28 protein-coding genes are annotated in these 26,897 nt (G+C 47.3%); all 28 read left to right on the forward strand.

The genetic code is table 11. The features are described 5' to 3' along the window. The first annotated feature begins 72 nt into the window (after positions 1–72). The 28 genes from C7R91_RS14035 (at position 73) to resA (ending at position 26,896) form a co-directional block, all read left to right on the forward strand. The gene (locus C7R91_RS14035) at positions 73–1,725 is read left to right on the forward strand and encodes a peptide ABC transporter substrate-binding protein (protein WP_047069481.1); all 1,653 of its coding nucleotides are present in this window, start codon (positions 73–75) and stop codon (positions 1,723–1,725) included. Between the two features lie 249 nt (positions 1,726–1,974). After that, the gene (locus C7R91_RS14040) at positions 1,975–2,907 is read left to right on the forward strand and encodes an ABC transporter permease (protein WP_047068897.1); all 933 of its coding nucleotides are present in this window, start codon (positions 1,975–1,977) and stop codon (positions 2,905–2,907) included. 6 nt (positions 2,908–2,913) lie between these two features. Continuing rightward, positions 2,914–3,831, forward strand: a complete 918-nt coding sequence (locus tag C7R91_RS14045; protein WP_047068899.1) for an ABC transporter permease — start codon at positions 2,914–2,916, stop codon at positions 3,829–3,831. Between the two features lie 14 nt (positions 3,832–3,845). After that, a complete protein-coding gene (locus C7R91_RS14050) occupies positions 3,846–4,835 on the forward strand; it encodes an ABC transporter ATP-binding protein (protein WP_047068900.1) in 990 nt (329 codons plus the stop codon). 14 nt (positions 4,836–4,849) lie between these two features. Beyond that, positions 4,850–5,809, forward strand: coding sequence for an ABC transporter ATP-binding protein (locus C7R91_RS14055; protein WP_047068901.1), 960 nt, complete (start codon positions 4,850–4,852; stop codon positions 5,807–5,809). Between the two features lie 179 nt (positions 5,810–5,988). Then, a complete protein-coding gene (locus C7R91_RS14060; protein WP_047068902.1) occupies positions 5,989–8,061 on the forward strand; it encodes a methyl-accepting chemotaxis protein in 2,073 nt (690 codons plus the stop codon). Positions 8,062–8,205: 144 nt separating this feature from the next. Continuing rightward, on the forward strand, positions 8,206–9,390 hold the full coding sequence (locus tag C7R91_RS14065; protein ID WP_047068903.1) for a D-alanyl-D-alanine carboxypeptidase family protein: 1,185 nt from the start codon (positions 8,206–8,208) through the stop codon (positions 9,388–9,390). A 147-nt stretch (positions 9,391–9,537) separates the two neighbouring features. Next, positions 9,538–9,888 (forward strand): anti-sigma F factor antagonist, encoded by a 351-nt coding sequence (spoIIAA, locus tag C7R91_RS14070; RefSeq protein ID WP_007724108.1) that lies wholly within the window; start codon positions 9,538–9,540, stop codon positions 9,886–9,888. Beyond that, entirely contained in the window at positions 9,888–10,337 is a 450-nt protein-coding gene (gene spoIIAB / locus C7R91_RS14075) for an anti-sigma F factor (protein WP_007724107.1), read from the forward strand. The genes spoIIAA and spoIIAB overlap by 1 nt, the downstream gene beginning before the upstream one ends. 11 nt (positions 10,338–10,348) lie before the next feature. Beyond that, a complete protein-coding gene (gene sigF, locus C7R91_RS14080) occupies positions 10,349–11,104 on the forward strand; it encodes an RNA polymerase sporulation sigma factor SigF (RefSeq protein WP_005827375.1) in 756 nt (251 codons plus the stop codon). A gap of 191 nt (positions 11,105–11,295) precedes the next feature. Further along, positions 11,296–11,910 carry a stage V sporulation protein AA gene (locus tag C7R91_RS14085; protein WP_047068904.1) on the forward strand — a complete coding sequence of 205 codons (615 nt, stop codon included), beginning with the start codon at positions 11,296–11,298 and terminating at the stop codon, positions 11,908–11,910. Beyond that, positions 11,907–12,326, forward strand: a complete 420-nt coding sequence (locus tag C7R91_RS14090; protein ID WP_047068905.1) for a stage V sporulation protein AB — start codon at positions 11,907–11,909, stop codon at positions 12,324–12,326. The genes C7R91_RS14085 and C7R91_RS14090 overlap by 4 nt, the downstream gene beginning before the upstream one ends. Before the next feature lie 81 nt (positions 12,327–12,407). Beyond that, positions 12,408–12,893 carry a stage V sporulation protein AC gene (gene spoVAC / locus C7R91_RS14095; protein ID WP_047068907.1) on the forward strand — a complete coding sequence of 162 codons (486 nt, stop codon included), beginning with the start codon at positions 12,408–12,410 and terminating at the stop codon, positions 12,891–12,893. 13 nt (positions 12,894–12,906) lie between these two features. Further along, positions 12,907–13,932, forward strand: coding sequence for a stage V sporulation protein AD (spoVAD, locus tag C7R91_RS14100; protein WP_047068909.1), 1,026 nt, complete (start codon positions 12,907–12,909; stop codon positions 13,930–13,932). Continuing rightward, positions 13,932–14,282, forward strand: a complete 351-nt coding sequence (gene spoVAE, locus C7R91_RS14105) for a stage V sporulation protein AE (RefSeq protein ID WP_047068910.1) — start codon at positions 13,932–13,934, stop codon at positions 14,280–14,282. The genes spoVAD and spoVAE overlap by 1 nt, the downstream gene beginning before the upstream one ends. A 29-nt stretch (positions 14,283–14,311) precedes the next feature. Further along, positions 14,312–14,926 carry a stage V sporulation protein SpoVABEA gene (gene spoVAEA, locus C7R91_RS14110; RefSeq protein ID WP_047068911.1) on the forward strand — a complete coding sequence of 205 codons (615 nt, stop codon included), beginning with the start codon at positions 14,312–14,314 and terminating at the stop codon, positions 14,924–14,926. Beyond that, positions 14,880–16,349: a spore germination protein gene (locus C7R91_RS14115; protein WP_047068912.1), complete on the forward strand. Its 1,470-nt coding sequence runs from the start codon at positions 14,880–14,882 to the stop codon at positions 16,347–16,349. The genes spoVAEA and C7R91_RS14115 overlap by 47 nt, the downstream gene beginning before the upstream one ends. A gap of 179 nt (positions 16,350–16,528) precedes the next feature. Then, complete coding sequence (gene lysA, locus C7R91_RS14120; protein ID WP_047068913.1) at positions 16,529–17,851, forward strand: diaminopimelate decarboxylase; 1,323 nt, start codon at positions 16,529–16,531, stop codon at positions 17,849–17,851. A gap of 124 nt (positions 17,852–17,975) precedes the next feature. Next, entirely contained in the window at positions 17,976–20,249 is a 2,274-nt protein-coding gene (locus C7R91_RS14125; protein WP_047068914.1) for a GGDEF domain-containing protein, read from the forward strand. 66 nt (positions 20,250–20,315) lie between these two features. After that, positions 20,316–20,744: a peptidylprolyl isomerase gene (locus C7R91_RS14130; RefSeq protein WP_047068916.1), complete on the forward strand. Its 429-nt coding sequence runs from the start codon at positions 20,316–20,318 to the stop codon at positions 20,742–20,744. 183 nt (positions 20,745–20,927) lie between these two features. Beyond that, the gene (locus C7R91_RS14135) at positions 20,928–21,596 is read left to right on the forward strand and encodes a site-2 protease family protein (RefSeq protein ID WP_047068917.1); all 669 of its coding nucleotides are present in this window, start codon (positions 20,928–20,930) and stop codon (positions 21,594–21,596) included. 19 nt (positions 21,597–21,615) lie between these two features. Continuing rightward, positions 21,616–22,380 (forward strand): segregation/condensation protein A, encoded by a 765-nt coding sequence (locus tag C7R91_RS14140; RefSeq protein ID WP_047068918.1) that lies wholly within the window; start codon positions 21,616–21,618, stop codon positions 22,378–22,380. Continuing rightward, positions 22,370–22,954 carry an SMC-Scp complex subunit ScpB gene (gene scpB / locus C7R91_RS14145; RefSeq protein WP_016739982.1) on the forward strand — a complete coding sequence of 195 codons (585 nt, stop codon included), beginning with the start codon at positions 22,370–22,372 and terminating at the stop codon, positions 22,952–22,954. Before C7R91_RS14140 ends, scpB begins: the two co-directional genes overlap by 11 nt. A 144-nt stretch (positions 22,955–23,098) precedes the next feature. Beyond that, entirely contained in the window at positions 23,099–24,268 is a 1,170-nt protein-coding gene (locus tag C7R91_RS14150) for a D-alanyl-D-alanine carboxypeptidase family protein (RefSeq protein ID WP_047068919.1), read from the forward strand. Further along, complete coding sequence (locus C7R91_RS14155; RefSeq protein ID WP_047068921.1) at positions 24,261–24,854, forward strand: nucleoside recognition domain-containing protein; 594 nt, start codon at positions 24,261–24,263, stop codon at positions 24,852–24,854. Before C7R91_RS14150 ends, C7R91_RS14155 begins: the two co-directional genes overlap by 8 nt. 11 nt (positions 24,855–24,865) lie before the next feature. Beyond that, entirely contained in the window at positions 24,866–25,399 is a 534-nt protein-coding gene (locus C7R91_RS14160; RefSeq protein ID WP_007724050.1) for a spore maturation protein, read from the forward strand. A gap of 114 nt (positions 25,400–25,513) precedes the next feature. Next, positions 25,514–26,263 (forward strand): pseudouridine synthase, encoded by a 750-nt coding sequence (locus C7R91_RS14165; RefSeq protein ID WP_047068922.1) that lies wholly within the window; start codon positions 25,514–25,516, stop codon positions 26,261–26,263. A gap of 108 nt (positions 26,264–26,371) precedes the next feature. Further along, entirely contained in the window at positions 26,372–26,896 is a 525-nt protein-coding gene (resA, locus tag C7R91_RS14170; RefSeq protein ID WP_047068923.1) for a thiol-disulfide oxidoreductase ResA, read from the forward strand. Position 26,897 lies beyond the last annotated feature (1 nt).

The following is a 26,897-nucleotide window of genomic DNA, read 5'->3' on the forward strand; positions in this document are numbered from 1 at the left end:
AGTTTTCATTTTTTTTCGTCCTTTATTTTCAGAAAAAAGACAAAAAAGAAAAACGTACTGGGGGTTATTGCGTTGAAAAAGAATGTGTTTGCACTTGTGAGCTCGATTGCTGTATTAGGAACCGCCTTGGCAGGGTGCGGTGGAGGTCAACCAGCTGCCGCTCCACCGGCAGGAGGAACAACTCCAGCACCTTCACAGCCTGCAACACCTGCTGCTGAGAAGAAGCCACAAGTTTTAAAGATGAACCTTCATTCCGAGCCACCTACAGCTGATCCAGGGCTCGCAGAGGACACGACTTCAGGCGCTATTATTTTGGCAACCTTTGACGGCTTGACCCGTATTGGTACCGACGATAAGCCACATGAAGCTGCCGCTGAGAGCTACACCGTCTCTGATGATAAGCTAACCTACACATTTAAAATCAGAGATGCGAAATGGAGCAATGGTGACCCAGTAACAGCACATGACTTTGAGTATGCTTGGAAGCGTGCTCTCGATCCAAAAACAGCTTCCAACTACGCATATCAGCTGTACTACGTGAAGAATGGTGAAAAAGCAAATAAGGGCGAAGCTAAGCTTGATGAAGTAGGTGTGAAGGCACTTGACGATAAGACTCTGGAAGTAAAGCTGGAGAATCCGACTCCATACTTCCTGGAATTGCTCGCATTCCGTACCTACTTCCCAGTTAATAAAAAAGTAATTGAAGCAAATCCGAAGTGGGCAGGCGAAGCAAGTTCGCACGTCGGGAACGGACCTTTCAAAATCGAATCTTGGGAGCACAAGAGCAAGATGGTGCTCGTGAAGAACGAAAATTACTGGGATAAAGACAATGTAAAGCTCGAAAAAATCGAATTCTCCATGGTGGAAGACGAAAATACAGAGCTCTCCATGTTCGAAAATGGCGAAATTGATTGGGCTGGCGCACCGATGAGTGCTTTGCCAACGGATGCGATTTCAGCTTTGAAAGAGCAAGGCAAGATTCAAACCAAACCAATCGCGGGAACGTACTGGTACAAGTTCAATACCGAAAAGCCGCCATTTAATAACATTAAAGTAAGAAAAGCATTTGCCTACTCGATCGATCGCCAAGCCTTGATCGACAACATTCTCCAAACGGGCCAAATCCCGGCAACAGGCGCTGTACCTCCATCCATGGTGCTGAATCCAAATGGCTATTTCAAAGACAAGGATCTAGAAAATGCGAAAAAGCTTTTGGAAGAGGGACTGAAAGAGGTTGGCATGAGCAAGTTGCCACCGATTACCTTGTCCTACAATACATCTGAGGCTCACAAGAAGATTGCAGAGGCTATCCAAGATCAATGGAAGAAAAATCTCGGTGTAGATGTGAAGCTCGAGAACAAGGAATGGAAAGTTTACCTTGAAGATATGCATGAGGGTAACTTCCAGATTGGACGGATGGGCTGGCTGGGTGACTTCAATGACCCAATCAACTTCCTGGAGCTCTTCAAGGATAAGATGGGTGGAAACAACGATACGCGTTGGGAAAATGCAAAATATAAAGATTTGTTGAACCAATCCGCCAAGGAATCAGACCTCGAGAAACGTAAGAAAATTTTGGCAGATGCGGAGCAAATCCTGATGGATGAAATGCCAATCATGCCAATTTACTGGTACACGCAATCTTGGGTACAGAAACCTGAGGTTAAAGGTGTTCACCAAACTGGCCTGGGTGACGTGGATTGGAAAGGCGCGTACATCGAGTAATTTTATAACGAAGGAAACGGGATTTGCAGCAGAGGGTATATGGTTGCACATATACCTTCTGCTATGCAAGCCCTTCCCATAAATTTCAGCTGGCATGATTGCCAGCAAAGAGAAAATAGAGAGAGAAGCTTTACTGCAAGAGATCTAAGGGTTATTTACACAGCCGATTTTTACACTGTGTCGGCAGCGTTCCGCAGTGTAAACATGGGACGTGAAAGCAATCAAAAATCTACCAAGGGGGTAAGTTAGTTGATCCGTTATCTCGGTAAGCGCATCATTTTTATGCTCATCTCGCTCTTCTTAATTGTAACGGCCACCTTCTTCATCATGAAAGCAGTACCAGGTGGTCCATTTACATCCGAGAAGCAGGTCCCGCCGGAAATTAAGGCAGCACTAGAGGCAAAGTACAAGCTGAACCTGCCGTTGCATGAACAATACTTTGAATATTTGAAAGGTGTAGTAACATGGGATCTCGGTCCGTCGTTTACGGAGAAATCTTCGACTGTTAACGACATGATTAGTCGTGGTTTCCCAGTTTCTGCTCACTTGGGAGCACAAGCTTTATTGCTCGCTATCTTTGGTGGAATTACGTTAGGGGTTATCGCAGCACTAAACCATAATAAATGGCAAGACTATTCTGCAATGGTCATCGCCGTTCTGGGATTATCGGTACCAAGCTTTATTTTGGCGTCCTTTTACCAATACATTTTCGCTATTCAATTGGGCTGGTTTCCAATCGCGAAATGGGAAGGATTTGAGTACACCATCCTTCCTTCATTGGCACTCGCCGCATCACCGATGGCATTTATCGCGCGTTTGACGCGTTCCAATATGATTGAAGTTATGGGTCAAGATTACATCAAAACAGCAAAAGCAAAAGGATTGCACACTGTTGCCATTACAGTTAAACACGCAATTCGTAATGCGCTCTTGCCAGTTGTTACTTACCTGGGTCCACTGATTGCCGGTATCTTGACAGGTGCATTCGTTATTGAACGTATTTTCGGTGTTCCTGGTCTTGGTCGCGAATTCGTATTGTCTATTACAAACCGCGACTATACGGTAATTATGGGTACGACCGTGTTCTACTCCATTATCCTGGTTGTGATGATTCTGATTGTTGACATCGCATACACCTTGGTAGACCCACGGATCAAACTTTCGGACGCAGGAAAGGAGTAATGACACGTGCAAAACTTGACTAAAGAACATTTTGAGCCAATTTCCGTCGACCTTCGTCAAGCAGAAGCAATCAAGCGCCCAAGTCTCTCTTTCTGGTCTGACGTTTGGCGCCGTATGAGAATGAATAAAGTTGCAATGGCTTCCATGATCTTCATTGTTGCGTTGATCGTATGTGCCATTGTGGTTCCATGGCTTACTCCACAAGATTATTTTACGACTGATTTGGCTGGCAAGAACAAGAAGCCATCTGCTGAACACTGGTTTGGTACAGATGACTTGGGTCGTGACGTATTTGAGCGTATCTGGTACGGTGCACGTATTTCTCTGCAAGTAGGTCTTGCCGCAGCGTTTATTGATCTGATCATTGGTGTGATCTGGGGCGGTCTCGCAGGTTTCTATGGTGGCAGAGTAGATGAAATCATGATGCGTATTGCGGACATCCTGTTTGCGATTCCTTACCTGCTGGTTGTTATTTTGTTGATGGTAGTGTTAGAGCCTGGTGTCGGAACGATTATTATTGCCTTAACGATAACGGGATGGATCGGTATGGCCCGGATTGTGCGTGGTCAGATCCTTCAATTGAAAAATCAAGAGTTTGTACTGGCAGCGCGCTCCCTTGGTGCTGACGCCAACCGTCTGATCTTCAAACACTTGATTCCTAATGCATTGGGCCCAATCATCGTAACATTGAGCTTGACTGTACCTTCCGCGATTTTCGCAGAATCCTTCTTGTCCTTTATCGGGTTAGGGGTTTCGGCACCGATTGCATCGTGGGGAACGATGTCCAATGAGGGCTTGCCGGCCATGAAGTACTATCCATGGCGTTTGACTTTCCCGGCAATCTTTATTTCCATGACCATCTTGGCATTTAACTTGTTCGGTGACGGTCTGCGCGATGCAGTAGACCCACGCCTGCGTAAATAGGAGGGAACGTCGTTATGGAACGCATTCTTGATGTAAAAGACCTGCATGTATCCTTCCATACGTATGCAGGTGAAGTAAAAGCAGTCCGCGGTGTGAATTTTCACGTCAACCGCGGAGAGGCTGTAGCAATTGTAGGGGAGTCCGGTTGCGGTAAATCCGTAACCGCTCAAACCCTCATGAAGCTGATTCCTATGCCTCCAGGTGAAATTAAAAAAGGGCAAATTCTCTTCAATGGCGATGATATCGTCAAGAAGTCGAAAAAAGAGATGGAATCGATCCGCGGTAAAGATATCGGGATGATTTTCCAAGATCCAATGACTTCCTTGAACCCAACAATGACCATCGGTAGCCAAATTACTGAGGGCTTGATCAAACACCAAAACATGTCGAAAGCAGCGGCACGTGATCGTGCCATTGAGCTCTTGACCATGGTTGGTATTCCGCAACCTGAGAGACGTGTGGAGCAATATCCACACGAGTTCTCTGGCGGTATGCGTCAGCGTGCGATGATCGCAATCGCTCTCGCCTGTTCGCCGAAGCTGTTGATTGCGGATGAACCGACGACAGCTTTGGACGTAACGATTCAGGCGCAAATTTTGGACCTGATGAAAGAATTGCAAAAGAAAACCGGTACTTCCATTATCTTGATCACGCATGACCTTGGTGTTGTTGCTGAAATGTGTGACCGCGTAATCGTTATGTACGCAGGAAAAGTGATTGAGACAGGAACAGTTGACGATATTTTCTACAATCCGCAACACCCTTACACCAAAGGCTTGCTTCGCTCGGTACCACGTCTTGACTTGAACCGTGACGAGCCACTGACACCGATTTTTGGTACGCCGCCAGACCTTCTGCGTCCGCCAGTTGGCTGTGGATTCACTGCGCGTTGCGAATCAGCGATGCGTGTGTGCCAAGAGATCGATCCTGAGCTGAACGACATCAGCACGACTCAGCGAGCAGCTTGTTGGCTTCAGCATCCGCTTGCTCAGAACCGTGCGTAGAAGGAGGGATATCAGTGGATAAACGTGATAATTTGATTGAAGTACGCAATCTAAAAAAGTTCTTTTCAATTGGAGATAACACTCTGAAAGCTGTAAATGATATCTCGTTTGAGATCAAACGTGGAGAAACATTGGGCGTAGTAGGAGAGTCAGGCTGTGGAAAGTCCACTGCCGGTCGTACCATCTTGAGACTGTATGATGCGACTGAAGGGGACGTCCTATTTGAAGGCAAGAGCATCATGAATTTGAACCAGCAGGAAATGAAGGCAATGCGCCGCAACATGCAAATGATTTTCCAAGACCCTTACGCATCCTTGAATCCGCGTATGACGGTCGGGGATATCATTGGCGAGGCGCTGGATATTCATGGTCTGGCGACTGGTCAGAAGCGCAAAGAGCGCATCCAGGAGCTCCTTTCCTTGGTGAGCTTGAATCCTGAGCATATGAACCGCTTCCCACATGAGTTTTCAGGCGGTCAGCGCCAACGTATCGGAATTGCCCGTGCATTGGCAGTAGAGCCAAAATTCATCGTGTGTGACGAGCCGATCTCTGCTTTGGACGTTTCCGTACAAGCACAGGTTGTAAACTTGCTGGAACAACTGCAAGAAAAAATGGGCTTGACCTACATGTTCATTGCCCATGACTTGTCCATGGTAAAATACATTTCCGACCGTGTAGCGGTTATGTACCTGGGGAAAATGGTTGAGCTGGCAGAGAGTGATGCTTTGTATGAAAAGCCGCTCCATCCGTATACGCAAGCGCTGTTGTCTGCGATTCCGATTCCAGACCCAGAAGTTGAGCGTAACCGTGAGCGCATTGTATTGCAAGGCGATGTACCTAGCCCAATGAACCCACCAAGCGGTTGCCATTTCCGTACTCGTTGCCCGAAAGCAATGCCGGAATGTGCTGCATCCGTGCCTGTATGGAAAGAAGTAGAGCCAGGACATTTCGCAGCTTGTCATTTGTATAACTAAATCAATTACAAATAGCGAGTTCCGAGGCTACTCGTGCAGCCCGGAACTCGTTTCCCTTCATAAGGGAGGTTTTACCTCTGAAAAAAATGGGTATTGTACCCAGAGGCAGTTTTTTCAGGGGTATTTTTTCGGAGTTCTTGCACTGGAAAATTGTAGCAGTGATAAAGGGGGCAAGCAGCATGAGTAAATTTTTGTCGCCACGGTGGAAAAAGAAGGAGGGAATTTCGAATCTCTTAAAAAAAGTAAACCTGACTAGCCAAGTAGCAACGGAAAAGCTAAAAGGCTCTCTTGCTACAAAAATGATTGTGTTTGGTCTAATTCTTGTACTTATTATTATCGGTTCTTTACAATACATAGCCCTTTCCTTCTCGAAATCAACATTGTTTAGCATTACCTCTAACCAGGCGAAAATGCTGGCTGACCAGCATGCGAACAGCATGGAAGATGACATTAAAGCGATTGTGAACTCCACCAAATCGGCTGCAACCAAGCGTGTGATGATGACAGAGTTGCAACCTCTTATCATGGAGCAGTTTACTTTATTGCGCCAGACGCATAAAGAAGTATCCAGAATCTATTTGATCGACACGACTACCGGGAAGTCCTTGTATTCCTTGACCGGGACAAATGAGATTGACTTCAAGCAAAAGCAGTACTTCCAAAGAGCACTAACGACGAAATCCTTGGTTATTTCTGATGAAGAAATCGTTGAAGGCAGCAACAAGAGTTTTCTTTATATTGCGACACCCGTTGGGGAAAAGGCCGACGATACGAGCCGATTGTTTGTTGTTGGTTTTACGATTGATCAAATGATTCAAAAGATTCCTGAGATCTCTTTCATGGAAAATGGCTACGCATTTGTTGTTCGACAAGATGGTTTGGTTGTCGCCCATCAAAATCCGAACAACAACAACAAGCTTGTGCTGGCTGGCGACAAAGATTATGAAGAGATGCTTGCCCTGATGAAGCATGAGACAAGTAACAGCTTATTGTACTCGGATCATGGTATTGATTCATTTGCAGCTTTTGCACCGATTCCGATGTTGAAATGGAATGTGGTTTTGTCCACGGGAACCGACGAGGTGTATGGTGAAGTGGACGGAATGTGGCTGTACTTCGTACTCTTCAGCTTGCCGATCATCGGCCTCTCGGTTTGGGCGATTTGGTGGTTTGCGAAACGGATTCGGCTTTCCTTGTTTGCGATAGCCCGGGATATGGATCAAATCGGCGCCGGACATTTTAATATCAACGTAAAGGTAAACGGCAATGACGAGCTGGCTATGGTTGGCCGCAAAATGAATGACATGGCTGCTGAACTTCGCAAGCTGATTGCCCTAGTACAGGGACAAGCGACACAACTGAACGTAGCGACAGATGAGCTGACACTTTTTGCGCAAGAGAACAAAGGTGCCATTAACGTCATTACGGATAATATTTCAACGATTGCCCAACGCGTTTCTACGCAGACGAATGAAGTGCAAGCAACGGCCAATACCGTCTCGGAAATATCGGAAGGCGTTGAACAGGTGGCAGTGGCTGCCGAATCTACATCGGTTGCCACGACCCGTACGTTTGAGAGAGCGCAAAACGGAATGGAGTTAGTGGAGAACGTAATCAATACGGTAAGACGTGCCACTGGTGAGGTAGAACGTACTGCTGGGCAAATGCACAGTCTTCGTGAGAGGGCTCGTGAAATTACGAGCATCGTCGAAATGATTACAAGTATTGCATCGCAGACAAATTTGCTGGCGCTGAATGCAGCTATTGAGGCTGCTCGTGCTGGAGATGCTGGACGAGGCTTCTCGGTTGTAGCCAGCGAGGTTCGCAAGCTCGCAGAGGACAGCAGCTCCTTCTCTGAGCGTATCGCTGCCATTGCCCATTCGATCAATGATGAGGCAATGGATATGAGCAAGCATATGGACGAGATCGTTACCATGGTGAGCGGAGGCTTGCAGTCAGTAGAGTCTGTGGGTACTGCTTTCCAAAATATCGTGGCAGAGATTCAATCGGCTGCAGAGCAGAGCGAATCAATGACGGCGACCTCGGAAGAAATGGCAGCAGGTAATCAGGTTGTGACGAACTCCATGCAGCGTCTTGCCACTATGTCGGATGAAATTAGTGAATCCATCTCAGGTGTGGTAGAGACAGTGGATGAACAATTGAATTCGATCGCACGCATTAATGAAAACGTAGAGCAATTGAAAAAAATGGCGGACGAGCTAACGCAAAATGTGAGCCGCTTCGTCATTTAGGAAAGTGTCCCTTCTGTTAGTAGCAGAAGGGATTTTTTTGTCTAACCAGATGTGCTTTCGAGAAGAGAATCTAGCCGTTTTTGTGTGAATATTTTCCTTTCATGATGGTGAGAATAAAACCATGAATGGAGGGAAGAGACTGCTATGAAACGGAATGGATACCTCGCTCTATGCTTCGTTATGTGCCTTACCATCTTTTCTCCGATGGCTATTGCCAAAGAAAAGGCTGGACAGCAAAAGGGTGACAATCATTTTGCCCCACAAGCTTCATCCGCAGTGATGATTGAAGCGGATACGGGAACAGTCTTGTATGAAAAGAACGCCGATGAAAAAATGCCACCCGCCAGTATCACCAAAGTAATGACCATGCTTTTGATCATGGAAGCGGTGGAGCGGGGAGAGCTTAAGCTTACCGATAAGGTTCGAACAAGTGAAAGAGCAGCATCGATGGGCGGGTCGCAAATTTTTCTACAGCCCGGTGAAGAAATGACGGTTGAGGACATGATGAAAGGCATTGCGATTGCATCAGGGAATGATGCCTCTGTTGCGATGGCTGAGCACTTGGCTGGGACAGAAGAGAGTTTTGTCGAGCGGATGAATGAACGTGCACAGCAGCTCGGCATGAAAAATACGCATTTTGTCAACTCAAATGGACTTCCTGCCGCGAATCACTACTCTTCGGCAGCAGATATTGCGATCATGTCACGTGAGCTCTTAAAGCACGATGGCATCACGAAGTTCACCGGTACTTACCAAGACTACTTGCGAAAAGATACAGAAAGCCCCTTCTGGCTTGTGAATACGAATAAGCTAGTGCGTTTCTATGAAGGGGTGGACGGTTTGAAAACAGGGTACACAGGCGAAGCGAAATACTGTTTAACAGCGACTGCCAAACGTAACAACATGCGTGTCATTGCAGTCGTCATGGGTGAGCCTGATGTAAAAACGCGCAATAATGAAGTATCGACCATGTTCAATTACGCATTCACACACTTTCAGGTGATGCCGATGTACAAAAAGGGAGAACCTGTGCGTGCACTCGTAGTGGATAAAGGTCAGAAACCACAAATCAATGCGGTGACACCACATGCAGTTAGTTTGTTGATGAAAAAAGGAGAATCGGCCGATACCTACCAGAGGGAAATTGTCATCAATGAGGCGATTCAAGCTCCGATAGCAAAGAACCAAGTAATCGGCCACATTTTCATCCGCACGAAAGATGGCAAAGAAGTAAATCGAATTGATCTGTACCCAGAAGATCAGGTTGATAAAGCCAACATGTGGGAGATTCTCAAGCGAACCACCAAGAGCATTTTGATTAGCTACTGACAGACAGCATGAGCGCGAAAAGAATCGAGTTGCCCCGAATGGAAAGGCGCGGCTGCTCGATTTTTTTGTTCTTTTGTCGGCTGGCAGGAATTGGTTTCACTGAGGAAGAAAGAGAGTTTCTATCAAGGGAGAAGGAGTGTGGCAGCTATGAGTTTACGAGTTGCGATGGAGACACGGCAGGATGTGCTAGTGATCCGTTTGCAAGGTGAGCTTGACCATCATACGGCAGAGGAGCTGCGCAAGAAGGCAGATGATCTTTTGCGTACCTCTACTATTCGTCATATCGTGCTGAGTCTGGCTGATTTGACGTTTATGGACAGCTCTGGTATCGGGGTTATTTTGGGAAGATACAAGCAGATTTCTGCCCGATCTGGAGAAATGTACGTCTGCTCGATCAATCCTACGATCTATCGAATATTTGAGATGTCCGGGTTATTCAAGGTGATCAAGTTTCGCGAAAACGAAGCGGATGCTTTGCATGTTCTGGGGGTGGCGTAATGATGGTACAGCGTAACTTTATGTCAGTGTCGTTTGCAGCGTTGAGCCAAAATGAGGCATTCGCACGTGTAGCAGTTGCAGCCTTCATTTCGCAACTCGATATTACGATGGACGAGCTCGAAGAAATTAAAACCGTTATATCCGAGGCTGTTACGAATGCCATTATTCATGGTTATGACGAAAATCCAGAGGGTGTGGTACAGATCTCTGTACGAATTCAAGAGGACAGCATTGATCTGATTGTGGAAGACAATGGACGTGGAATTGAGGACGTGGAGCAGGCGATGCAGCCACTGTATACGACGAAACCGGAGCTGGAGCGCTCTGGAATGGGCTTTACGATTATGGAGAATTTCATGGATTCTTTGGAAGTGGCAACGGTTGTGGGTAAAGGAACAACTGTGCGCCTCACCAAACGCCTGGCGTTTGCCAAAGCCTTGCAAAATTAGGGGTAGTGCCTATGGGTGCCGATATCAAAAACGCGAGTCAACCATTTCTGACCAATGACCAAGTAAAAGAGCTAATCGCCAAAAGCCAAGCTGGAGACACGGAGGCACGGGAGCTTCTCGTCAATAGCAATATTCGGCTGGTCTGGTCCGTCGTCCAGCGCTTTATCAACCGTGGATATGAAGCGGATGATTTGTTTCAGATCGGTTGTATTGGCCTTTTGAAAGCCGTAGACAAGTTTGATCTCTCCTATGATGTTCGATTCTCAACCTATGCTGTGCCGATGATTATTGGGGAAATTCAACGCTTCTTACGCGATGACGGTACAGTCAAGGTAAGTCGATCACTCAAAGAAACAGCGAATAAGGTACGACGAACAAAGGATGAGCTGTACAAGCAATTCGGTCGCGCACCCACGATTGCGGAGGTTGCGGACGCGGTGGGGATTACGCCAGAAGAAGTCGTGTTTGCGCAAGAAGCAAATCGAGCCCCTTCTTCCATCCATGAAACGGTTTTTGAAAATGACGGGGACCCCATTACGTTGATCGATCAGATTGCGGATGAAGGGGTCAACAAATGGTTTGAAAAGATTGCGCTCAAGGATGCGATCAGTCGGTTGAGCGAGAGGGAACAACTCATTGTCTACCTGCGTTACTACAAGGATCAGACGCAATCGGAAGTAGCGGAGAGGCTAGGAATCTCGCAAGTACAGGTATCGCGCCTCGAGAAGCGCATTTTGCAAACGATCAAAGATCAAATTGAGCATTAACAGATGCGAACACTCCGGTCACTACGTGGCAGGGGTGTTTTGTTTTGTAATTACGACTCGACGTTTTTCGTGAAACAGAATGTGGCCGCTTGCGTCCGCAAATAAATGATCATTTCCGCTTATTTGCATGGCTTTTGTGGCTCGGCACATACTAGCGAATAATCAGGTATGTGATGGAAGGGGAAGGTACCATGAAAGACGCGTTGTTTCTGCGCCTGAGAAAGCGATTGGCCGTACAGCCACAAGCCATGATTACGCTTGGGGACATTTGCCAGCTTTACTGGGATGGAGAGCGCGAGGAAGCGTTAAAGCGGATGCCCATTTACCAGACAAAGCCAACGGATGGCAACTTGATCATTATCGATATTATGCAGGTGATTAAAAGGCTGCGTTCTGTCTATCCCGACGTGGAACTGGACGTACAGGGTTCTCCCCAAATCATTGTTGAGGTGCTCAATCCACGAAAGAAATCGAACCCGATCTTGGTGGCGATGGTGTGGCTTCTACTGTTCATTGGCTCAGGATTGGCGATCATGAATTTCCATACCGATGTCAGCATGATGCAGGTTCACGAACGAATCTACTATCTGATTACAGGTGAAAAAAGCCATCAGCCCTTGTGGATGCAGATTCCTTACTCCATCGGAATTGGTTTGGGGATGATTCTGTTTTTCAATCATATCTTCGAGAAAAAAATCAACGAAGAACCTAGTCCGCTAGAAGTGGAATTGTTTATGTATCAGCAAAGCCTGGATCAATACTACATACAAAATGAAAACAAGGAAAACCAACGGACGAAGAAATGAGTGTCATCAAGTGCTTATTGCTTATTTTGATCGGGCTGGGTGGAGGGCTTGCAGTAGGGAGCGGGCTGGTTGCGTTTATTACCGTTCTGGACATCATTCCAAGGTTGACACAATTAACAAATGCTCATCGATATATCCGCTCGCTGGAATGGGCCTTGGTGGCAGGAGCGCTTTTTTTTACGTTTATTGATTTTTTTCACTGGGGTGCTCGTTTGCCTGTTATCGTTTCTTCGATTTACGGGATATTCGCAGGGATATTTGTGGGGACACTTGCCGCAGGCCTAACAGAGGTACTGAATGTCTTCCCGATATTAGCGAAGCGGATCCACATGGATGGCAGTCTTCTCTTTCTGTTGATGGCAGTGGTTTTGGGAAAAGTGACGGGTTCCTTACTGCAATGGCTGCTCCATCTGTGAAATGGTAAATACCACTATTCATAGGCATCTTTAGAAAAAGGAAGGATATAGGAAGAAAGCTTACAAAGGGAGTGAAAGGGCATGGCAACCAAAACAAAATCCAAAAACCCCGGATCGATGCAGATGACCAAACAGCTGTATCAACAGCAGGCTTCCAAGTTCCAGCCCAAACGAAATGTTCTGCTTAACTCGTTTCGCGCTTTCTGGGTGGGAGGGACCATATGCTTGTTGGGTCAGGCCATTCAAAATATGTATATCACCTTCTTCGGATTTACGGAGAAAACGGCAAGCAATCCGACCGTTGCGACGCTCATCTTTCTATCCGTTTTGCTCACAGGATTAGGTGTGTATGACAATATCGGGCAGTATGCCGGAGCAGGATCAGCCGTTCCTGTTACAGGCTTTGCCAACTCGATCGCTTCTGCTGCCATCGAACATCGGAGCGAAGGGTATGTGCTTGGCGTTGGGGGAAATATGTTTAAGCTCGCTGGTTCGGTCATTGTATTTGGGGTTGTTGCCGCTTTCATTGCGGGAATAATAAAGAGCCTGATCAACATGTTTTTCTAAGGGAGGGCTGTCGGTGTCAAACAATCAACCAGTGAAACGAGTCAATCGGCAAACCTGGCACTTCGATCAAAATGTTCGTCTGCAAAGCTCGGCAGTTGCTGTGGGACCAAAAGAAGGCGAAGGACCGCTGGCGCACTTGTTTGATAAAATCCACGACGATATGTATGCAGGCCAACAGACATGGGAAGACGCCGAACGCCAGCTGATGGAGGATGCAGTGAATACCTTGCTGCAAAAGGCGGGGATCACGGGCAAGGATGTAGATATCATTCTCGCCGGCGACCTGTTGAATCAGAACATCACGACCAACTTTACGGCAGAAAAGCTGGCGATGCCCCTGCTTGGCATGTACGGAGCGTGCTCAACCTCGATGCTCACACTGGCAAATGCGGCAGCTCTGGTAAACGCAGGCTATGCAAACAGGGCGATCGCTGCTTGCAGTAGCCACAATGCCACTGCGGAGAGGCAGTATCGTTATCCCACGGAATACGGAGGACAGAAGCCCCCAAGTGCCCAGTGGACAGTGACAGGAGCCGGCGCGGGATTGGTTGGGATAGGGGGAAATGGTCCGCGCATTACATATGCGACGATGGGAAAAGTAGTCGACATGGGGATTAAAGACCCGTTTGACATGGGGACGGCGATGGCGCCAGCAGCTGCTTCAACGATCCAGACGCATTTTCAAGATACGGGGCGCTCCCCAGAAACCTATGATTTGATCGTGACTGGCGACTTGGCTGCTGTCGGGTACCCGATTCTAAAGGAACTCATGTTGGCAGAAGGATACGACATGGATCAAGTCTACAATGATTGTGGGTTGATGATTTACTCCCCTGATCAGGATGTATTTGCAGGTGGGAGCGGTTGTGCAAGCAGTGCCGTGGTCACGTATAGCTACATTATTGATCAACTCAACCGTGGGTTACTGAAAAACGTGTTGGTTTGCGCCACGGGAGCACTCTTAAGTCCGGTAAGCACTCAGCAGGGAAATTCGATACCGTGCATCGCACACGCGGTTGCGCTTGAAGGAGGCAGCTAATGGAATACCTGATTGCTTTTGTCGTAGGGGGATTGGTTTGTGTAGTAGGTCAGCTCCTTCTGGATGTTGGCAAGCTAACGCCTGCTCATGTCATGAGTACGCTGGTCGTGGCAGGAGTCTTTCTCGATTTTATCGGGGTGTATGACAAGTTTATTGATTTTGCAGGCGCAGGTGCGACTGTACCGATCACGAGCTTTGGTCACTCTTTGTATCATGGAGCCATCAGCGAGGCCGAACAACATGGGTTCATCGGTGTGGCAACGGGGATTTTTGAGGTTACGAGTGCGGGTATATCGGCTGCGATTGCATTCGGATTTTTTGCCTCACTCATTTTTAAACCCAAAGGGTAAGTCCAGGCAGTAAAAGGCGGTGACCCAGCATGGACACAGTGCGCCGGAAAGTCATAGTCGTGACAGACGGAGATCATATTGCCCAAAAAGTAATCGAGAATGTCGCTAAGCAATTTGGTGGTCGATGTATATCGCTGTCTGCGGGGAATCCGACCCCACTGCGTGGGAATCAGATAGTCGAACTGATTAAAATGACGCCATACGATCCTGTTATCGTCATGTTCGATGACAATGGTGATTACGGCAAGGGTAGAGGGGAGCGAGCACTCGAATACGTGGTGAAGCATCCTGATATCGAAGTTATCGGTGCGATTGCAGTAGCCTCGAATACACACTGGGTCAAGGGTGCGACTGTCGCTTATTCCGTAAACAACCAAGGACAAATTGTAGACGAAGCGGTGGACAAAGACGGATATGCAGACGAACAACTTCAGCATCAGATTTATGGAGATACCGTAGACATCTTGAATTCTTTGCATGTACCGAATGTCATTGGCATTGGAGATATAGGCAAAATGGAAGGCAGGGATAGTTTGCAAAACGGTTGTCCCATCACAACGAGAGCGGTGCAATGGATAATGGAAAGGAGCGGCGCTCATGGCACAGGTCACGGAAAAACGGCATCCCATCTCGACTTATCTTGAAGAGAATCAGAGGTATTTGAACGACAGACTCGGTGTTGGTAAGAGCTTTGATATTGGGGTCCATGATTTTTATGTGGGTCATACACGAATGTTGCTGTATTACATAAATGGCTTCGCAGAAAGCTTGCTCATTTCGCAAATTATGCGTGAGTTGAATGATGTGCGCGACCGTGAGCTGGCAGACGACGCTTTCGACCAGCTGTTCCACAAATTCATCCCTTTCTTTCAGCTCAGCAAGGTGGAAACAACAGACGAATTCATGGACAAATTGCTCGTCGGTCAAGTAGGGCTTATCATCGACCGATCGCGTCACGCGATCATTCTCGATGCAAAAATACTGCCAAATCGTTCACCACAGGAACCAGATACGGAGCGAATCGTTCGGGGAGCGCATGACGGATTTACAGAAGTGCTCATAACCAATACAAGTCTAACCCGGCGAAGAATTCGTGACCAACGGCTCCGTTTTGAAATCATGCAAATTGGAGAACGTACCAAAACAGACGTAGCTGTGGCTTACTTGCAGGATGTAGCGAATGAAGAGTTGGTCAACACCTTGAAGGAACGTCTGCAAAACATCCAGATAGACGGGATACCAATGGCGGAAAAAACGGTCGAAGAATTTATCATTGGACAGACGTTGAATCCGTTCCCGCTCGTCCGCTATACGGAGCGTCCTGACGTGGCAGCGGTGCACCTGTTGGAAGGGCATGTATTGATCTATGTAGACACATCCCCGAGCGTCATGATCACACCCGCGACCTATTTTCATCACGTACAGCATGCGGAGGAGTATCGCCAAACACCGGTGATCGGTGCTTATCTGCGCTGGGTTCGTTTTTTGGGGATCTTTGCTTCGGTTTTTGTTTTGCCTGTCTGGTTGCTTTTAGTCATGCACCCTTCCATGATACCGGAGCCACTTCATTTCTTAGGGATCAAAAAGATGGGTAGCATTCCTATTTTGGCACAATTCTTGATCGCTGAGGTTGGTCTGGACTTGATGCGGATGGCTGCCATCCATACGCCTGCGCCACTCTCGATTGCCGTAGGTTTATTGGCTGCGATTCTGGTTGGGGACGTGGCGATCAAGGTAGGACTCCTTGCACCCGAGGTTATCTTGTATTTGGCAGTGGCGGCAATCGGGATGTATGCGACTCCTAGTTATGAGTTGAGCTTGGCCAATCGACTTATTCGCTTGTTTCTGCTTCTCTTGGTGGGCTTTTTCTCTACACCGGGACTGATGATCGGACTTACGCTCATCCTGATTTTCTTGGCTTCCACCCGTTCGCTCAATACGCCTTACTTATGGCCGTTCATTCCATTCAACTACAAAGGGATGAAGGATATTGTGGTACGGCTGGCTGTGCCAAGCAAAAACAACAGGCCGAGTATCGTTCGCTCGCAAAATTCCTCCCGGCAATAATATTCTGAAAACGGATGACATCACCCATTGTCAAACGCACAACCTTGTAGTAAATTGTAGGGAAGCCTTACGAACAAAAGTTTCTGTATGGCAACTGACGCTCCATGTTGGTTGCCTTTCTCTATAAAAAATTGTCTATTTACATCATCGGTGCGAATGAATTGGGGAGGAAAAGGAACATGTACTTACACGGGACAAGTCGAGTGAATGAACAAGGAAACTTGGAAATCGGAGGCTGCGATACGACACAGCTAGCTGCTACTTACGGAACACCTTTATATGTGTATGACGAACAACAAATTCGCACCAAATGCCGGGAATTTGTCAAGGCGTTTCACAATACGGGTTTTTCGTTCCAGGTTGCTTACGCGAGCAAAGCTTTTTGCACGATGGCGATGTGCAAGCTGGTTGAAGAGGAAGGCTTGTCACTCGATGTAGTATCTGGCGGCGAATTATACACGGCTCTGCAAGCTGGATTCCCCGTAGAGCGCATCCATTTTCATGGCAACAACAAATCTCGTGATGAGTTAATCATGGCGCTTGATGCCAAAATTGGCTGTTTCGTTGTGGACAACTTTTATGAGTTGCATATCTTGGCACAATTGGCCGAAGAGCGGAATGAAAAAGTCGCCGTTCTCTTACGTGTCACACCGGGCGTAGAAGCTCATACACATGAATACATTTCTACGGGGCAGATCGACTCCAAGTTTGGTTTTGATGTGCAAAACGGCCAGGCTCTTGAGGCGATTCAATTCTCTCACGAAAGCAATCATCTCCATTTATTGGGAGTTCACAGCCATATTGGATCACAAATATTTGAAACAGAAGGCTTCCTCGTCGCTGTCAAACGATTGACAGAACTGTTGGGCGAAGCAAAAGAAAAACTTGGATTCCTGCCGGAAGTACTGAATGTAGGAGGCGGCTTCGGTATTCGGTATGTAGAAGGCGATACACCACAGCCAGCGGAAACGTATATCAAAGCCATTACAGATATCGTTCGCCAAGAGCTGACGGCGCTTGCGATTCCTCTACCTGAGATTTGGATCGAACCAGGCCGGAGTATTGTAGGGGATGCTGGGACAACCTTGTATCGAATTGGATCGCATAAGGACATTCCAAATGTCCGGAAATATATTGCGGTCGATGGTGGTATGACAGACAATCTGCGACCAGCTTTGTACGATGCAGAATACGAAGCAGCGATTGCGAACAAAATGAATGCACCTGCCACTGAAGTTGTATCCATTGCAGGCAAGTGCTGTGAGTCAGGTGATATGCTCATCTGGGATGTGAAGCTGCCAGAAGCGCAAGCGGGCGATATTCTCGCAGTCCCAAGTACAGGTGCATACGGTTATTCGATGGCGAACAACTACAACCGAATCGCTCGTCCCGCAGTTGTATTTGTCAAGGACGGAGAAGCAGAAGTGGTCGTAAGACGCGAAACGTACGCAGAAGTAGTCGGTCATGATGTTTTGCCAAAACGTGCGCAGCTTATGCGCTAAACTTCATAAAAAATGCACAAACCTTCCCGAGCGATTGGGAAGGTTTTGTATATCCTTCATCTCCCATTCATGATGGCTTAATGTTTTCTCGGCATAATAAGAGGGTGAGGGGGAGCGATTCATCATGTTGTCGACTCTTATGAAGCGGTTTCGACGAATACCCTATATTTCATTGGACAAACGCCAATGGATGAAGGCGATGATTCGGCAAGAAGTGGAGAGAGAGAAGAAAGTCGTCATGTTTTATATAGATATCGTCAAGCTGACAGAGGTAGAGCATCGTTATGGTGATACGAGTGCCAAGAGAGTTCTTCATATTTTTGAAAGCATTTTGCCAGCAGTAGCTCGTCAAGCCTTTGAAATCAAAGGGAGAATCATCGCGATTCAAAAGCTGTGGGGAGACGATTTTGCGATCTACACTTCCTTTTCGAAAATGATGAGTGAAGAAGACTGTCAAATGCTATCGATTCATTTTCAGGAGTTGGCTGAACGACAGTTAAATCGACAAGTGAGCTTCGTCAATCGCGAGGAGCTTCGTGTCCATATCGGCTATGCGGAAATAATCGGAGACGATATCGTGAAAGAGCTGTATACCTCTGTCAAGCATGCTGTACACATGGCCAAGTATGGGATTACCTCCGAAAAATATTCCCACATCAGACAATTTCATAAGCTACTTGAAGAAGAAAACGTTCAGATGCACTTCATGCCGATCATTCATTTGCCAAATGGCGAGGCTTTGGGATGGGAGGCACTGGCGCGAGGCCCGGTCAACAGTCTCTTTGCAACTCCCGCCGCCTTGTTCAATTATGCACAAGAGACGGATACTGTGTTTCGATTGGAGCATATATGTCGCAAGCGGGCATTGGAGCATATACGCTACCTGAAGCCTCATGAAAAACTATTCATCAATTTGGACCCACGAGCGATTGACGATCCGTTTCTATTGCGCGGCAAAGTGCAGATGCTTTTGGCAGAGTATGAGCTGACGCCACAAAATATTGTTTTTGAAATTACAGAGCGCCACGCGATTACGAATTACGCTGCCTTTCGAAAAATTATCGAAGAATACCGCAAGCAAGGCTATATGATTGCCGTAGATGATGCGGGAGCAGGGTACTCCAGCTTGGAATCGATTACAGAAATCTACCCAGACTTTATTAAGCTCGACATGTCATTGATCCGCAATATCGATATCGATCCGATTAAGCAGGCGTTGTTGGAGACGTTTGTATCCTTTGCTGACAAAGTGAACTGCAAAATCATAGCAGAAGGGATCGAGACAGAGCGTGAGCTGGAAACGCTCATGGACGTCGGTGTCATCTATGGACAGGGTTACTATTTAGGCAAGCCGGATAAAGGGATGGCGCAGCTATGTGGAAAGGCGATGAATTTTCTAAGATTTACGATGGAAAAGCGGATTGAGCAAGAAGCAGCGCCAATACTGCCTACTCCGGCTATGACGGAAATCTTGGCGAAGACAATCAGTGTTGAAAAGCATGTGAAAGTAAGACGCATCCATGAGATTTTCGAACAAAATCAGCGGATTGAAAGCGTGGTTGTGCTGGAGAACGGCATACCGGTTGGACTTGTCATGCGGTTTTCTCTGTATCAAATTCTCGGTGGTCAATATGGGATCGCGCTCTATTATGAAAGGCCCGTTTCTCAAATCATGAATACCAACCCGCTCAAAGCTACCAAAGACGACAAGTTAGATGAGGTAGCGAAGCGCGCAATGGCCAGGGATGCTTATCATTTGTATGATGTCGTCATTATTATTGATGAGAATGGCGAGTACATCGGTATCGTTACCGTGCAGAAGCTGTTGGACAAAATGGCTTCCATCAAACTTGAGATGGCTAGCTCTGCCAATCCGCTGACAGGATTGCCGGGGAATGTGCAGATTGAAAGAGAATTGAATCAACGGCTGAAACGGATTGACCATCAGGTGGTCATCTACTGTGATCTCGATCGTTTCAAATGGTTTAACGACCGCTACGGTTTTGAAGTAGGTGATCAGATCATTGTTCGAACCGCGAACTTGTTGCGCGAAGCCTCAAAATGGTACGGAAGCGGGTCTGACTTCATCGGTCATATTGGCGGAGATGATTTTATCCTGATTACGACGGCGCAGTGCGCGAATGATGTTGTATTGTTTATCATGGATGCGTTTACGCCGTATTTTTCGGACATTTATGAAAAGCGGAGAATGGGTGACGGTCAGGAGCTCTCGATGTCGATGGCAGGTGTCGTCTTATATGCAGGGAAGTACACCAGTGCGGAACAAGTTGCAGAAAAGGCTGCGTACGTGAAAATGGTGGCAAAGGCGAAGGCCGGGACGGTTTTTATTACCGACTGTGAGTTGCCTGGCGAAGAGCAGATCCGCATCGAGGGATAATTGGACGTCAATCGTTCTCCATGGTAGAATGGGTACGTTAACTTTACAAGGTATGGAGGTCAACATATGAAAAAGGCGCTCATCACCATGGAAAATGGTAATCAAATCGAGCTGGAGCTGTTCGATCAAGAAGCTCCGGGCACAGTTGCAAACTTTGAGAAATTGGCTAATGAAGGCTTTTACAACGGTCTGTCCTTCCACCGCGTTATCCCTGGCTTCGTAGCACAAGGCGGTTGCCCTTACGGAACAGGTACAGGCGGCCCTGGTTACACCATCAAATGTGAAACAAAAGGAAACCCACACAAGCATCTGCGCGGTTATCTGTCCATGGCACACGCAGGAAAAGACACAGGCGGAAGCCAATTTTTCATCTTGTATGATGCTTTCCCTCACCTCGATGGCGTACATACAGTATTTGGTCGCGTTACTTCCGGTATGGAACACGTGGATGCAATCAAACAAGGCGATAAAATGGGTACAGTAAAAGTAGGATAATAGAAGTTGACTGAACACCGATGAGGGAATCCTTGTCGGTGTTTTTACGTCAGGATGCATGCTGGGTCAAGCTGGAATGGGGTTGTAAGCCTATCTATCTGCTGGTATGCTAGAAGATAGACGATTTTTATCAGGGGTTGTTCAAAAAGATGACTTTTTGAACGCGCATGATTGGAGGAAGCAATGGATCTTTTTCATTTTGATTGGAAAACGGTACCGTTTCGCTTAATTGCGTTCGTTATCGCTTTCACTTTGCATGAATGGGCGCATGCCTTTGTCGCTTGGAAGCTGGGTGACAATACGGCGAAATCAGAGGGGCGATTAACATTAAATCCAATCCCGCATATTGATCCGTTTGGTTTGATTCTCATTCTGTTTGGTCCATTTGGTTGGGCGAAACCGGTGCCGATCAATCCTCTTCATTTTCGCGGGAACAAGCGTTTAGGTATCGTTTACGTTTCGGTGGCAGGGCCGATTATCAACCTGATACTATCGATCTTATTCTGCATCGTGTACATTCTTGTACGCTATTCCGGAATGATGGTAGGAATGAATGAAAAAGCAGCCTTTGCCATTGAGGTAACGCTTGAATTTAGTATCATTATCAATGCTGCACTCTTCGTCTTTAACCTTTTGCCAATCCCACCATTGGATGGATACAAAATATTACGCTTCTTGTCTCCGCGCAGTTGGGATTCGAAGTACTATAATTATGAGGTATACGGACCGTGGATCTTGCTCTTGCTGATTTTCATTCCAGGTGTCAGCTCTACTATTTTTGGGATTCCGCTTGCTATTGTTAGCACCTGGATTCAACAGATTGCAGTGAACATCTTAAGCGTGTTCATCTAACGGAAACGAGGGACGACTTTTGGCTTACAGCATCAAACTTGATTCCTTTGAGGGACCACTCGATCTGTTGCTCCATCTGATCGACAAGGCTGAGGTGGACATCTACGACATACCGATAGCGGAAATTACGGAGCAATACCTCGCGACGATTGACAAGATGCAAGAGCTCCAACTGGATGTGGCCAGTGAGTTCGTAGTCATGGCGGCTACGCTCCTCTCTATTAAAAGCAAGATGCTGTTACCGAAGAAGGAGGAGCATGTCTTTCAGCAGTTCCTCGATATGGATGTAGACGAGATAGACCCGCGTGAAGAACTGGTTGCTCGTCTGTTGGAGTACAAGCGCTATAAGATGCTTGCCGAGAACCTGCGAGAAATGGAGATCGGTCGTAATCAAGTCTTTACGCGTCCCGCAGAGAATTTGTCTCCTTATGTGCGTGAAGAGGATCATACCGTAACGAATGTGACCCTATACGATTTGATCAACGCGCTGGAAAAGCTGGTAAAGAAAACGAAAGAAAAAGAACCGATGACCAAGGTATCGCGCGACGAAATCTCCATCAAGGATCGGATGACGGAGATACGCCAAGCGGTACGCAGCGGTGGGATGGTTCGCTTTTCTGAGTTGTTTACGCAAGGGGCGACGCGTACAGAGATTGTGACGACCTTTCTCGCCTTGCTTGAGCTCATGAAGGCTAAGCACATTACGTGTGTACAAAATCAATTGTTTCAAGACATCATCATATGTGAAAACGGAACGGAAGGAGCCCATACCGATGGACTATGACAAGCTGAAAGGCGTAATCGAGGGCTTGCTGTTCATCTCGGGTGATGAAGGAATCGATGCCAAAGAAATCAGTGAAATCACTGAGGTGTCGGAAGAAGAAGTCATCGATTTGATCGAAGACATGAAAGCTGACTTCCGCCGGGCAGGACGCGGTATTCAAATCGTGGAAGTGGCAAAAGCGTATCAGCTGACCACTCTGCCCGAGCATGTGCCCTATTTTGAACGGCTTGCAACATCTCCAGGTCAGTCAACGCTATCTCAAGCAGCACTGGAGACTCTCGCTATTGTTGCGTACAAGCAGCCCCTGACCCGTTCGGAGATTGAAGAAATCCGTGGCGTTAAATGCGAAAAAGCACTGAACACCCTCTTATCCAAACAACTCATTCGTGAAGCGGGGAGAGCAGAGGGGATTGGACGCCCGATTTTGTACGCGACGACCAAAGAATTTTTGGAGCATTTTGGTTTACGGGAACTGGGGGATTTGCCAGAACCGCCTGTCAATCTTGATATTGAAGAAGCGCGTCTAGAAGCATCAGCGCTATTCGGAAAAGCAGAAGAAGCGACAAACGACTAGTTACAGCTCGGACAGTTTTTCGTACTATCATACGACTCGTCCCCATATACTATGGTACAAACCTGTGTATCGTGGGATAACGACGGCTTTTCTCTTGCCTTATAGGCAAGGTTGAGCCCAAGTTTTCAAATGGGGAGGACGTTTATGAACATACGAAAATATCTGTCCGGCGTACTCGTCGTTTTTCTTTTTATACAGATGGCTCTTACGCCGGCAGCGGTGGTAAAAGCTGCTGCAGCTCCACCCAGCTTGTCAGCTGAAGGTGCAGCATTAATCGATGTCGAGAGTGGACGGATTCTTTATTCCAAAAACGGTACGAAAAAAATGAGGATTGCGAGTCTGACCAAAACGATGACAGCAATCGTAGCGATCGAGATGGGCAAATTGGATGCGCAGGTAACGGTACCGCCACAAGCGGTAGGTGTGGAAGGCTCATCGATCTACTTGAAAAATGGAGAGAAGCTCACGCTGGAGGAACTGCTGTACGGTTTGATGCTGCGATCTGGCAATGACGCAGCCGTCACGATTGCAACGCACATCGGAGGGTCAGTGCCCGGATTCACTTACCTGATGAATGAAAAGGCTGCAATGATTGGAATGGAGCATACGAATTTCACCAATCCGCATGGTTTAGATGACAGTAACCAGCATTACTCCACGCCGGAAGATATGGCAAAGCTGTCCGCCTACGCCTTACATAATCCGGTGTTTCGTCAAATCGTCTCAACGAAAGTCAAGGATATCTCATGGGAAGGCGAGCAGTGGGACCGGCGCCTACTGAACAAAAACAAGATGCTTCATCTTTATAACGGCGCTGATGGTGTGAAAACGGGATACACCAAACTCGCCAAGCGCTGCCTGGCTTCTTCCGCCACACGGGACGGAAGGCAGTTGGCGACGATTACACTGAATGCTTCTGATGACTGGAACGACTCCGCCAAGCTGATGGACTGGGGCTTTGCAAATTATCCGCTGCAAGAGCTGGTCAAGAAAGGGCAGGAGGTAAAGCCTGACACGCCAGTCACCCTTGAAGCAGGAACTCATCTTGTCACAACAAACGATTTTCAGTATCCACTGCAAACGACAGAGACAGAGGCGATTCACAAGCGTGTCGTTATGGGAGAATCAACCGTTACATCGAAAATGAATGGTCAGCTGGCAGGGTTTCTTCAACTCTATTTAAAGGAAAAAATGATAGGGCAGGTACCGTTGCTAGTTAGTGTGGATGCGCCGACTTTAGCGGCTCCGCAAGCTTCACGATCAATGTGGCAGCAGTTTTGGGGAATAGTGTCAGGGGGGCTGTGGAGTGCTTAATGTCATCTGGCTCGGGCTCATTGTCATAAGCATTGTGGTTGCGGCCGTGACGGGGCGGATGGAAGCGATCAACGCAGCTGCGTTTGAGGGAGCCAAGACGGGAGTAACGGTTTGTCTCGGACTTCTCAGTGTTCTCGCCTTTTGGATGGGAATGATGCGGATTGCAGAAAAGTCAGGACTCCTTGAGCTATTGGCGCGGGCATTGTCCCCGATCATTCAAGTCCTTTTTCCTGATGTACCAAAAGGGCATCCTGCTATGGGCTATATCCTTTCAAATATGAGCGCAAACCTGCTCGGGCTTGGTAATGCTGCAACCCCAATGGGGCTAAAAGCCATGGAAGAACTCCAAAAGTTAAATCCAGACAAGCAAAACGCTTCGGCTGCCATGTGTACGCTGCTGGCGATCAATACGGCGAGTATTACGATTATTCCTACAACGATGATCGCGATCCGCATGCAGTACGGCTCCGTGAATCCTGTAGAAATCGTAGGTACTACGCTGCTATCTTCCTTTGCTGCCACCATTGTTGCCCTGTTGATTGATCGCATGTATCGCTATCGGCATATACGACGAAAACACAGATAGGGGGAGTCCTTATGTACCAATGGGTATCCCTGCTCTCTCTTTGGGCCATCCCCGTGACGATTGCCTTTGTCTTGTTGTATGGGTGGCGGAAACAAGTCCCTGTCTACGAGACATTCGTAGATGGAGCAAAAGGCGGCTTAACCACAACGATTCGCATACTCCCACACCTGATCGCCATGATGGTCGCGGTAAGTATGTTTCGGGAGTCAGGAGCATTGGATCTATTGCTCCGTGCGCTCAAACCGCTTCTAGATCTGCTGCATTTTCCAGAAGAACTGGTCCCGTTGGCGTTGCTTCGTCCATTGACCGGAACAGGTTCGCTTGCGATTGCAACAGATCTGATCGCACAGTACGGTCCCGATTCTTTTTTGGGCAGACTGGCCGCAACTATGCAAGGGAGTACAGATACGACACTGTATGTCCTCACCGTTTATTTTGGCGCAGTTGGGATTCGCAATTCCGCGTATGCGCTAAAGGTAGGCTTGTGGTCGGACCTGGCAGGTGTCATATTCTCGCTCCTCATTGTCTCCTACATTTTCGCTTAAAAGAGCTCAAATAGAGTAGGCATTGAAAACTTCCTTATGGATATGGGGAAGTTTTTCCCTTTTTCTTGTCCACACTACTAAGAATGGGTATGATGTTGTAGAGGTGAACCAACGATGGAACGTTTACAGAAAGTATTGGCGCATGCTGGAGTCGCCTCTCGTCGCCATTGTGAAGAATTGATTGCGCAAGGCAAGGTGCAGGTAAATGGCCAAGTCGTACGAGAGCAGGGAATAAAAGTCGATCCGCTTAAGGACAAAATTGTGGTGAATGGACAACAGGTTAAGCTGGAGCAACATGTCTATCTCTTGCTGTACAAGCCTACTGGTGTCATTACGAGCGTCACAGACCCGCGCGGCAGACGGGTAGTGATCGATCTGTTGAAGGGAATAAAAGAACGGGTATATCCAGTAGGTCGCTTGGATTACGATACTTCCGGCTTGCTGCTCTTGACGAACGACGGGGAGCTCGCCAACAGGCTGGTACATCCAAGCTATGAAATCGATAAAGTGTATCGGGCATGGGTAAAGGGTATCCCCAGTCAGGAAAAAGTGCGCAAGCTAGCAACCGGCATTCGTTTGGAAGACGGCATGACTTCGCCAGGTCAGTCCAAATTATTGAAGACAGAGTCTAGCAGCCAAAGGGCATTGGTAGAACTGACCATCCATGAAGGACGAAACCGCCAAGTGCGCAGAATGTGTGAGGCGATCGGCCATCCGGTGTTGACATTAGAGCGAATCCGTTTAGGGTTTCTCACATTAGATGGACTGAAGCCGGGCGAATTTCGCAAGCTCACTCATGAGGAAGTGGAGAGCCTGAAGCGGGGCTTGGTTCAAAAGAAAAGGAGCCCGCGGTCGAAACATTGATTCGTTCAAAATCTGTTCATAAGTTGCACGCTGTCGGAAAAACTAGGAACGCTATAATAGAATGGGAAAAGGATGCAATTTATTAGCAGTAGATGGGAGTAAGGCCTCATGAACAAAAGCAATCGTACATATGTCAGGATCGCGGTATTGGGTGTTTTGCTTGTAGCGCTGGTCTTTGCACTCTACTCCAGCTTTGTGAAGGACCCCGGTGCTGTGAAAGTAGGAAGCGATGCTCCGAATTTTAGTTTGGAACAATTGAATGGACCAGAGCTGACTCTGGAAAGTTTGAAAGGAAAAGGTGTTATTCTCAATTTCTGGGGCACATGGTGTGAACCCTGTAAGAAAGAAATGCCGGCATTGCAAAAGCAATATACGAAGTTTAAAGACAAGGGATTGGTTGTAATTGGCGTCAATATAGGAGAATCGCCAGTTGCCGTAGAACCATTCGTAAAGCAGTTCGGGATTGACTTCCCTATTTTGCTCGATCGCCAATCGGAAATTACAAAGCTGTATCGAATCGGTCCGATTCCGACGACCTTTTTCATCGACCCAGATGGAGAAGTGCAGGAAGTTTTTATCGGGCAGTTGGATGAAGCCATGATTGAGTCAAAAATAACAAAAATCTTGCCGTAAG

It is taken from the genome of Brevibacillus formosus (genome assembly GCF_003013405.1).
GTDB lineage: Bacteria > Bacillota > Bacilli > Brevibacillales > Brevibacillaceae > Brevibacillus > Brevibacillus formosus.

Excerpts from the sequence above, each read along its gene's own strand:
- spoVAE (WP_047068910.1), top strand. The coding sequence starts at position 13,932 with ATGGAATACCTGATTGCTTTTGTCGTAGGGGGATTGGTTTGTGTAGTA.
- lysA (WP_047068913.1), top strand. The coding sequence starts at position 16,529 with ATGTACTTACACGGGACAAGTCGAGTGAATGAACAAGGAAACTTGGAA.
- C7R91_RS14050 (WP_047068900.1), top strand. The coding sequence starts at position 3,846 with ATGGAACGCATTCTTGATGTAAAAGACCTGCATGTATCCTTCCATACG.
- scpB (WP_016739982.1), top strand. The coding sequence starts at position 22,370 with ATGGACTATGACAAGCTGAAAGGCGTAATCGAGGGCTTGCTGTTCATC.
- spoIIAA (WP_007724108.1), top strand. The coding sequence starts at position 9,538 with ATGAGTTTACGAGTTGCGATGGAGACACGGCAGGATGTGCTAGTGATC.
- sigF (WP_005827375.1), top strand. The coding sequence starts at position 10,349 with ATGGGTGCCGATATCAAAAACGCGAGTCAACCATTTCTGACCAATGAC.
- C7R91_RS14090 (WP_047068905.1), top strand. The coding sequence starts at position 11,907 with ATGAGTGTCATCAAGTGCTTATTGCTTATTTTGATCGGGCTGGGTGGA.
- spoVAC (WP_047068907.1), top strand. The coding sequence starts at position 12,408 with ATGGCAACCAAAACAAAATCCAAAAACCCCGGATCGATGCAGATGACC.
- C7R91_RS14130 (WP_047068916.1), top strand. The coding sequence starts at position 20,316 with ATGAAAAAGGCGCTCATCACCATGGAAAATGGTAATCAAATCGAGCTG.
- spoVAEA (WP_047068911.1), top strand. The coding sequence starts at position 14,312 with ATGGACACAGTGCGCCGGAAAGTCATAGTCGTGACAGACGGAGATCAT.
- C7R91_RS14150 (WP_047068919.1), top strand. The coding sequence starts at position 23,099 with ATGAACATACGAAAATATCTGTCCGGCGTACTCGTCGTTTTTCTTTTT.
- C7R91_RS14085 (WP_047068904.1), top strand. The coding sequence starts at position 11,296 with ATGAAAGACGCGTTGTTTCTGCGCCTGAGAAAGCGATTGGCCGTACAG.
- resA (WP_047068923.1), top strand. The coding sequence starts at position 26,372 with ATGAACAAAAGCAATCGTACATATGTCAGGATCGCGGTATTGGGTGTT.
- spoIIAB (WP_007724107.1), top strand. The coding sequence starts at position 9,888 with ATGATGGTACAGCGTAACTTTATGTCAGTGTCGTTTGCAGCGTTGAGC.
- C7R91_RS14165 (WP_047068922.1), top strand. The coding sequence starts at position 25,514 with ATGGAACGTTTACAGAAAGTATTGGCGCATGCTGGAGTCGCCTCTCGT.
- C7R91_RS14135 (WP_047068917.1), top strand. The coding sequence starts at position 20,928 with ATGGATCTTTTTCATTTTGATTGGAAAACGGTACCGTTTCGCTTAATT.
- C7R91_RS14115 (WP_047068912.1), top strand. The coding sequence starts at position 14,880 with ATGGCACAGGTCACGGAAAAACGGCATCCCATCTCGACTTATCTTGAA.
- C7R91_RS14065 (WP_047068903.1), top strand. The coding sequence starts at position 8,206 with ATGAAACGGAATGGATACCTCGCTCTATGCTTCGTTATGTGCCTTACC.
- C7R91_RS14060 (WP_047068902.1), top strand. The coding sequence starts at position 5,989 with ATGAGTAAATTTTTGTCGCCACGGTGGAAAAAGAAGGAGGGAATTTCG.
- C7R91_RS14125 (WP_047068914.1), top strand. The coding sequence starts at position 17,976 with ATGTTGTCGACTCTTATGAAGCGGTTTCGACGAATACCCTATATTTCA.
- C7R91_RS14160 (WP_007724050.1), top strand. The coding sequence starts at position 24,866 with ATGTACCAATGGGTATCCCTGCTCTCTCTTTGGGCCATCCCCGTGACG.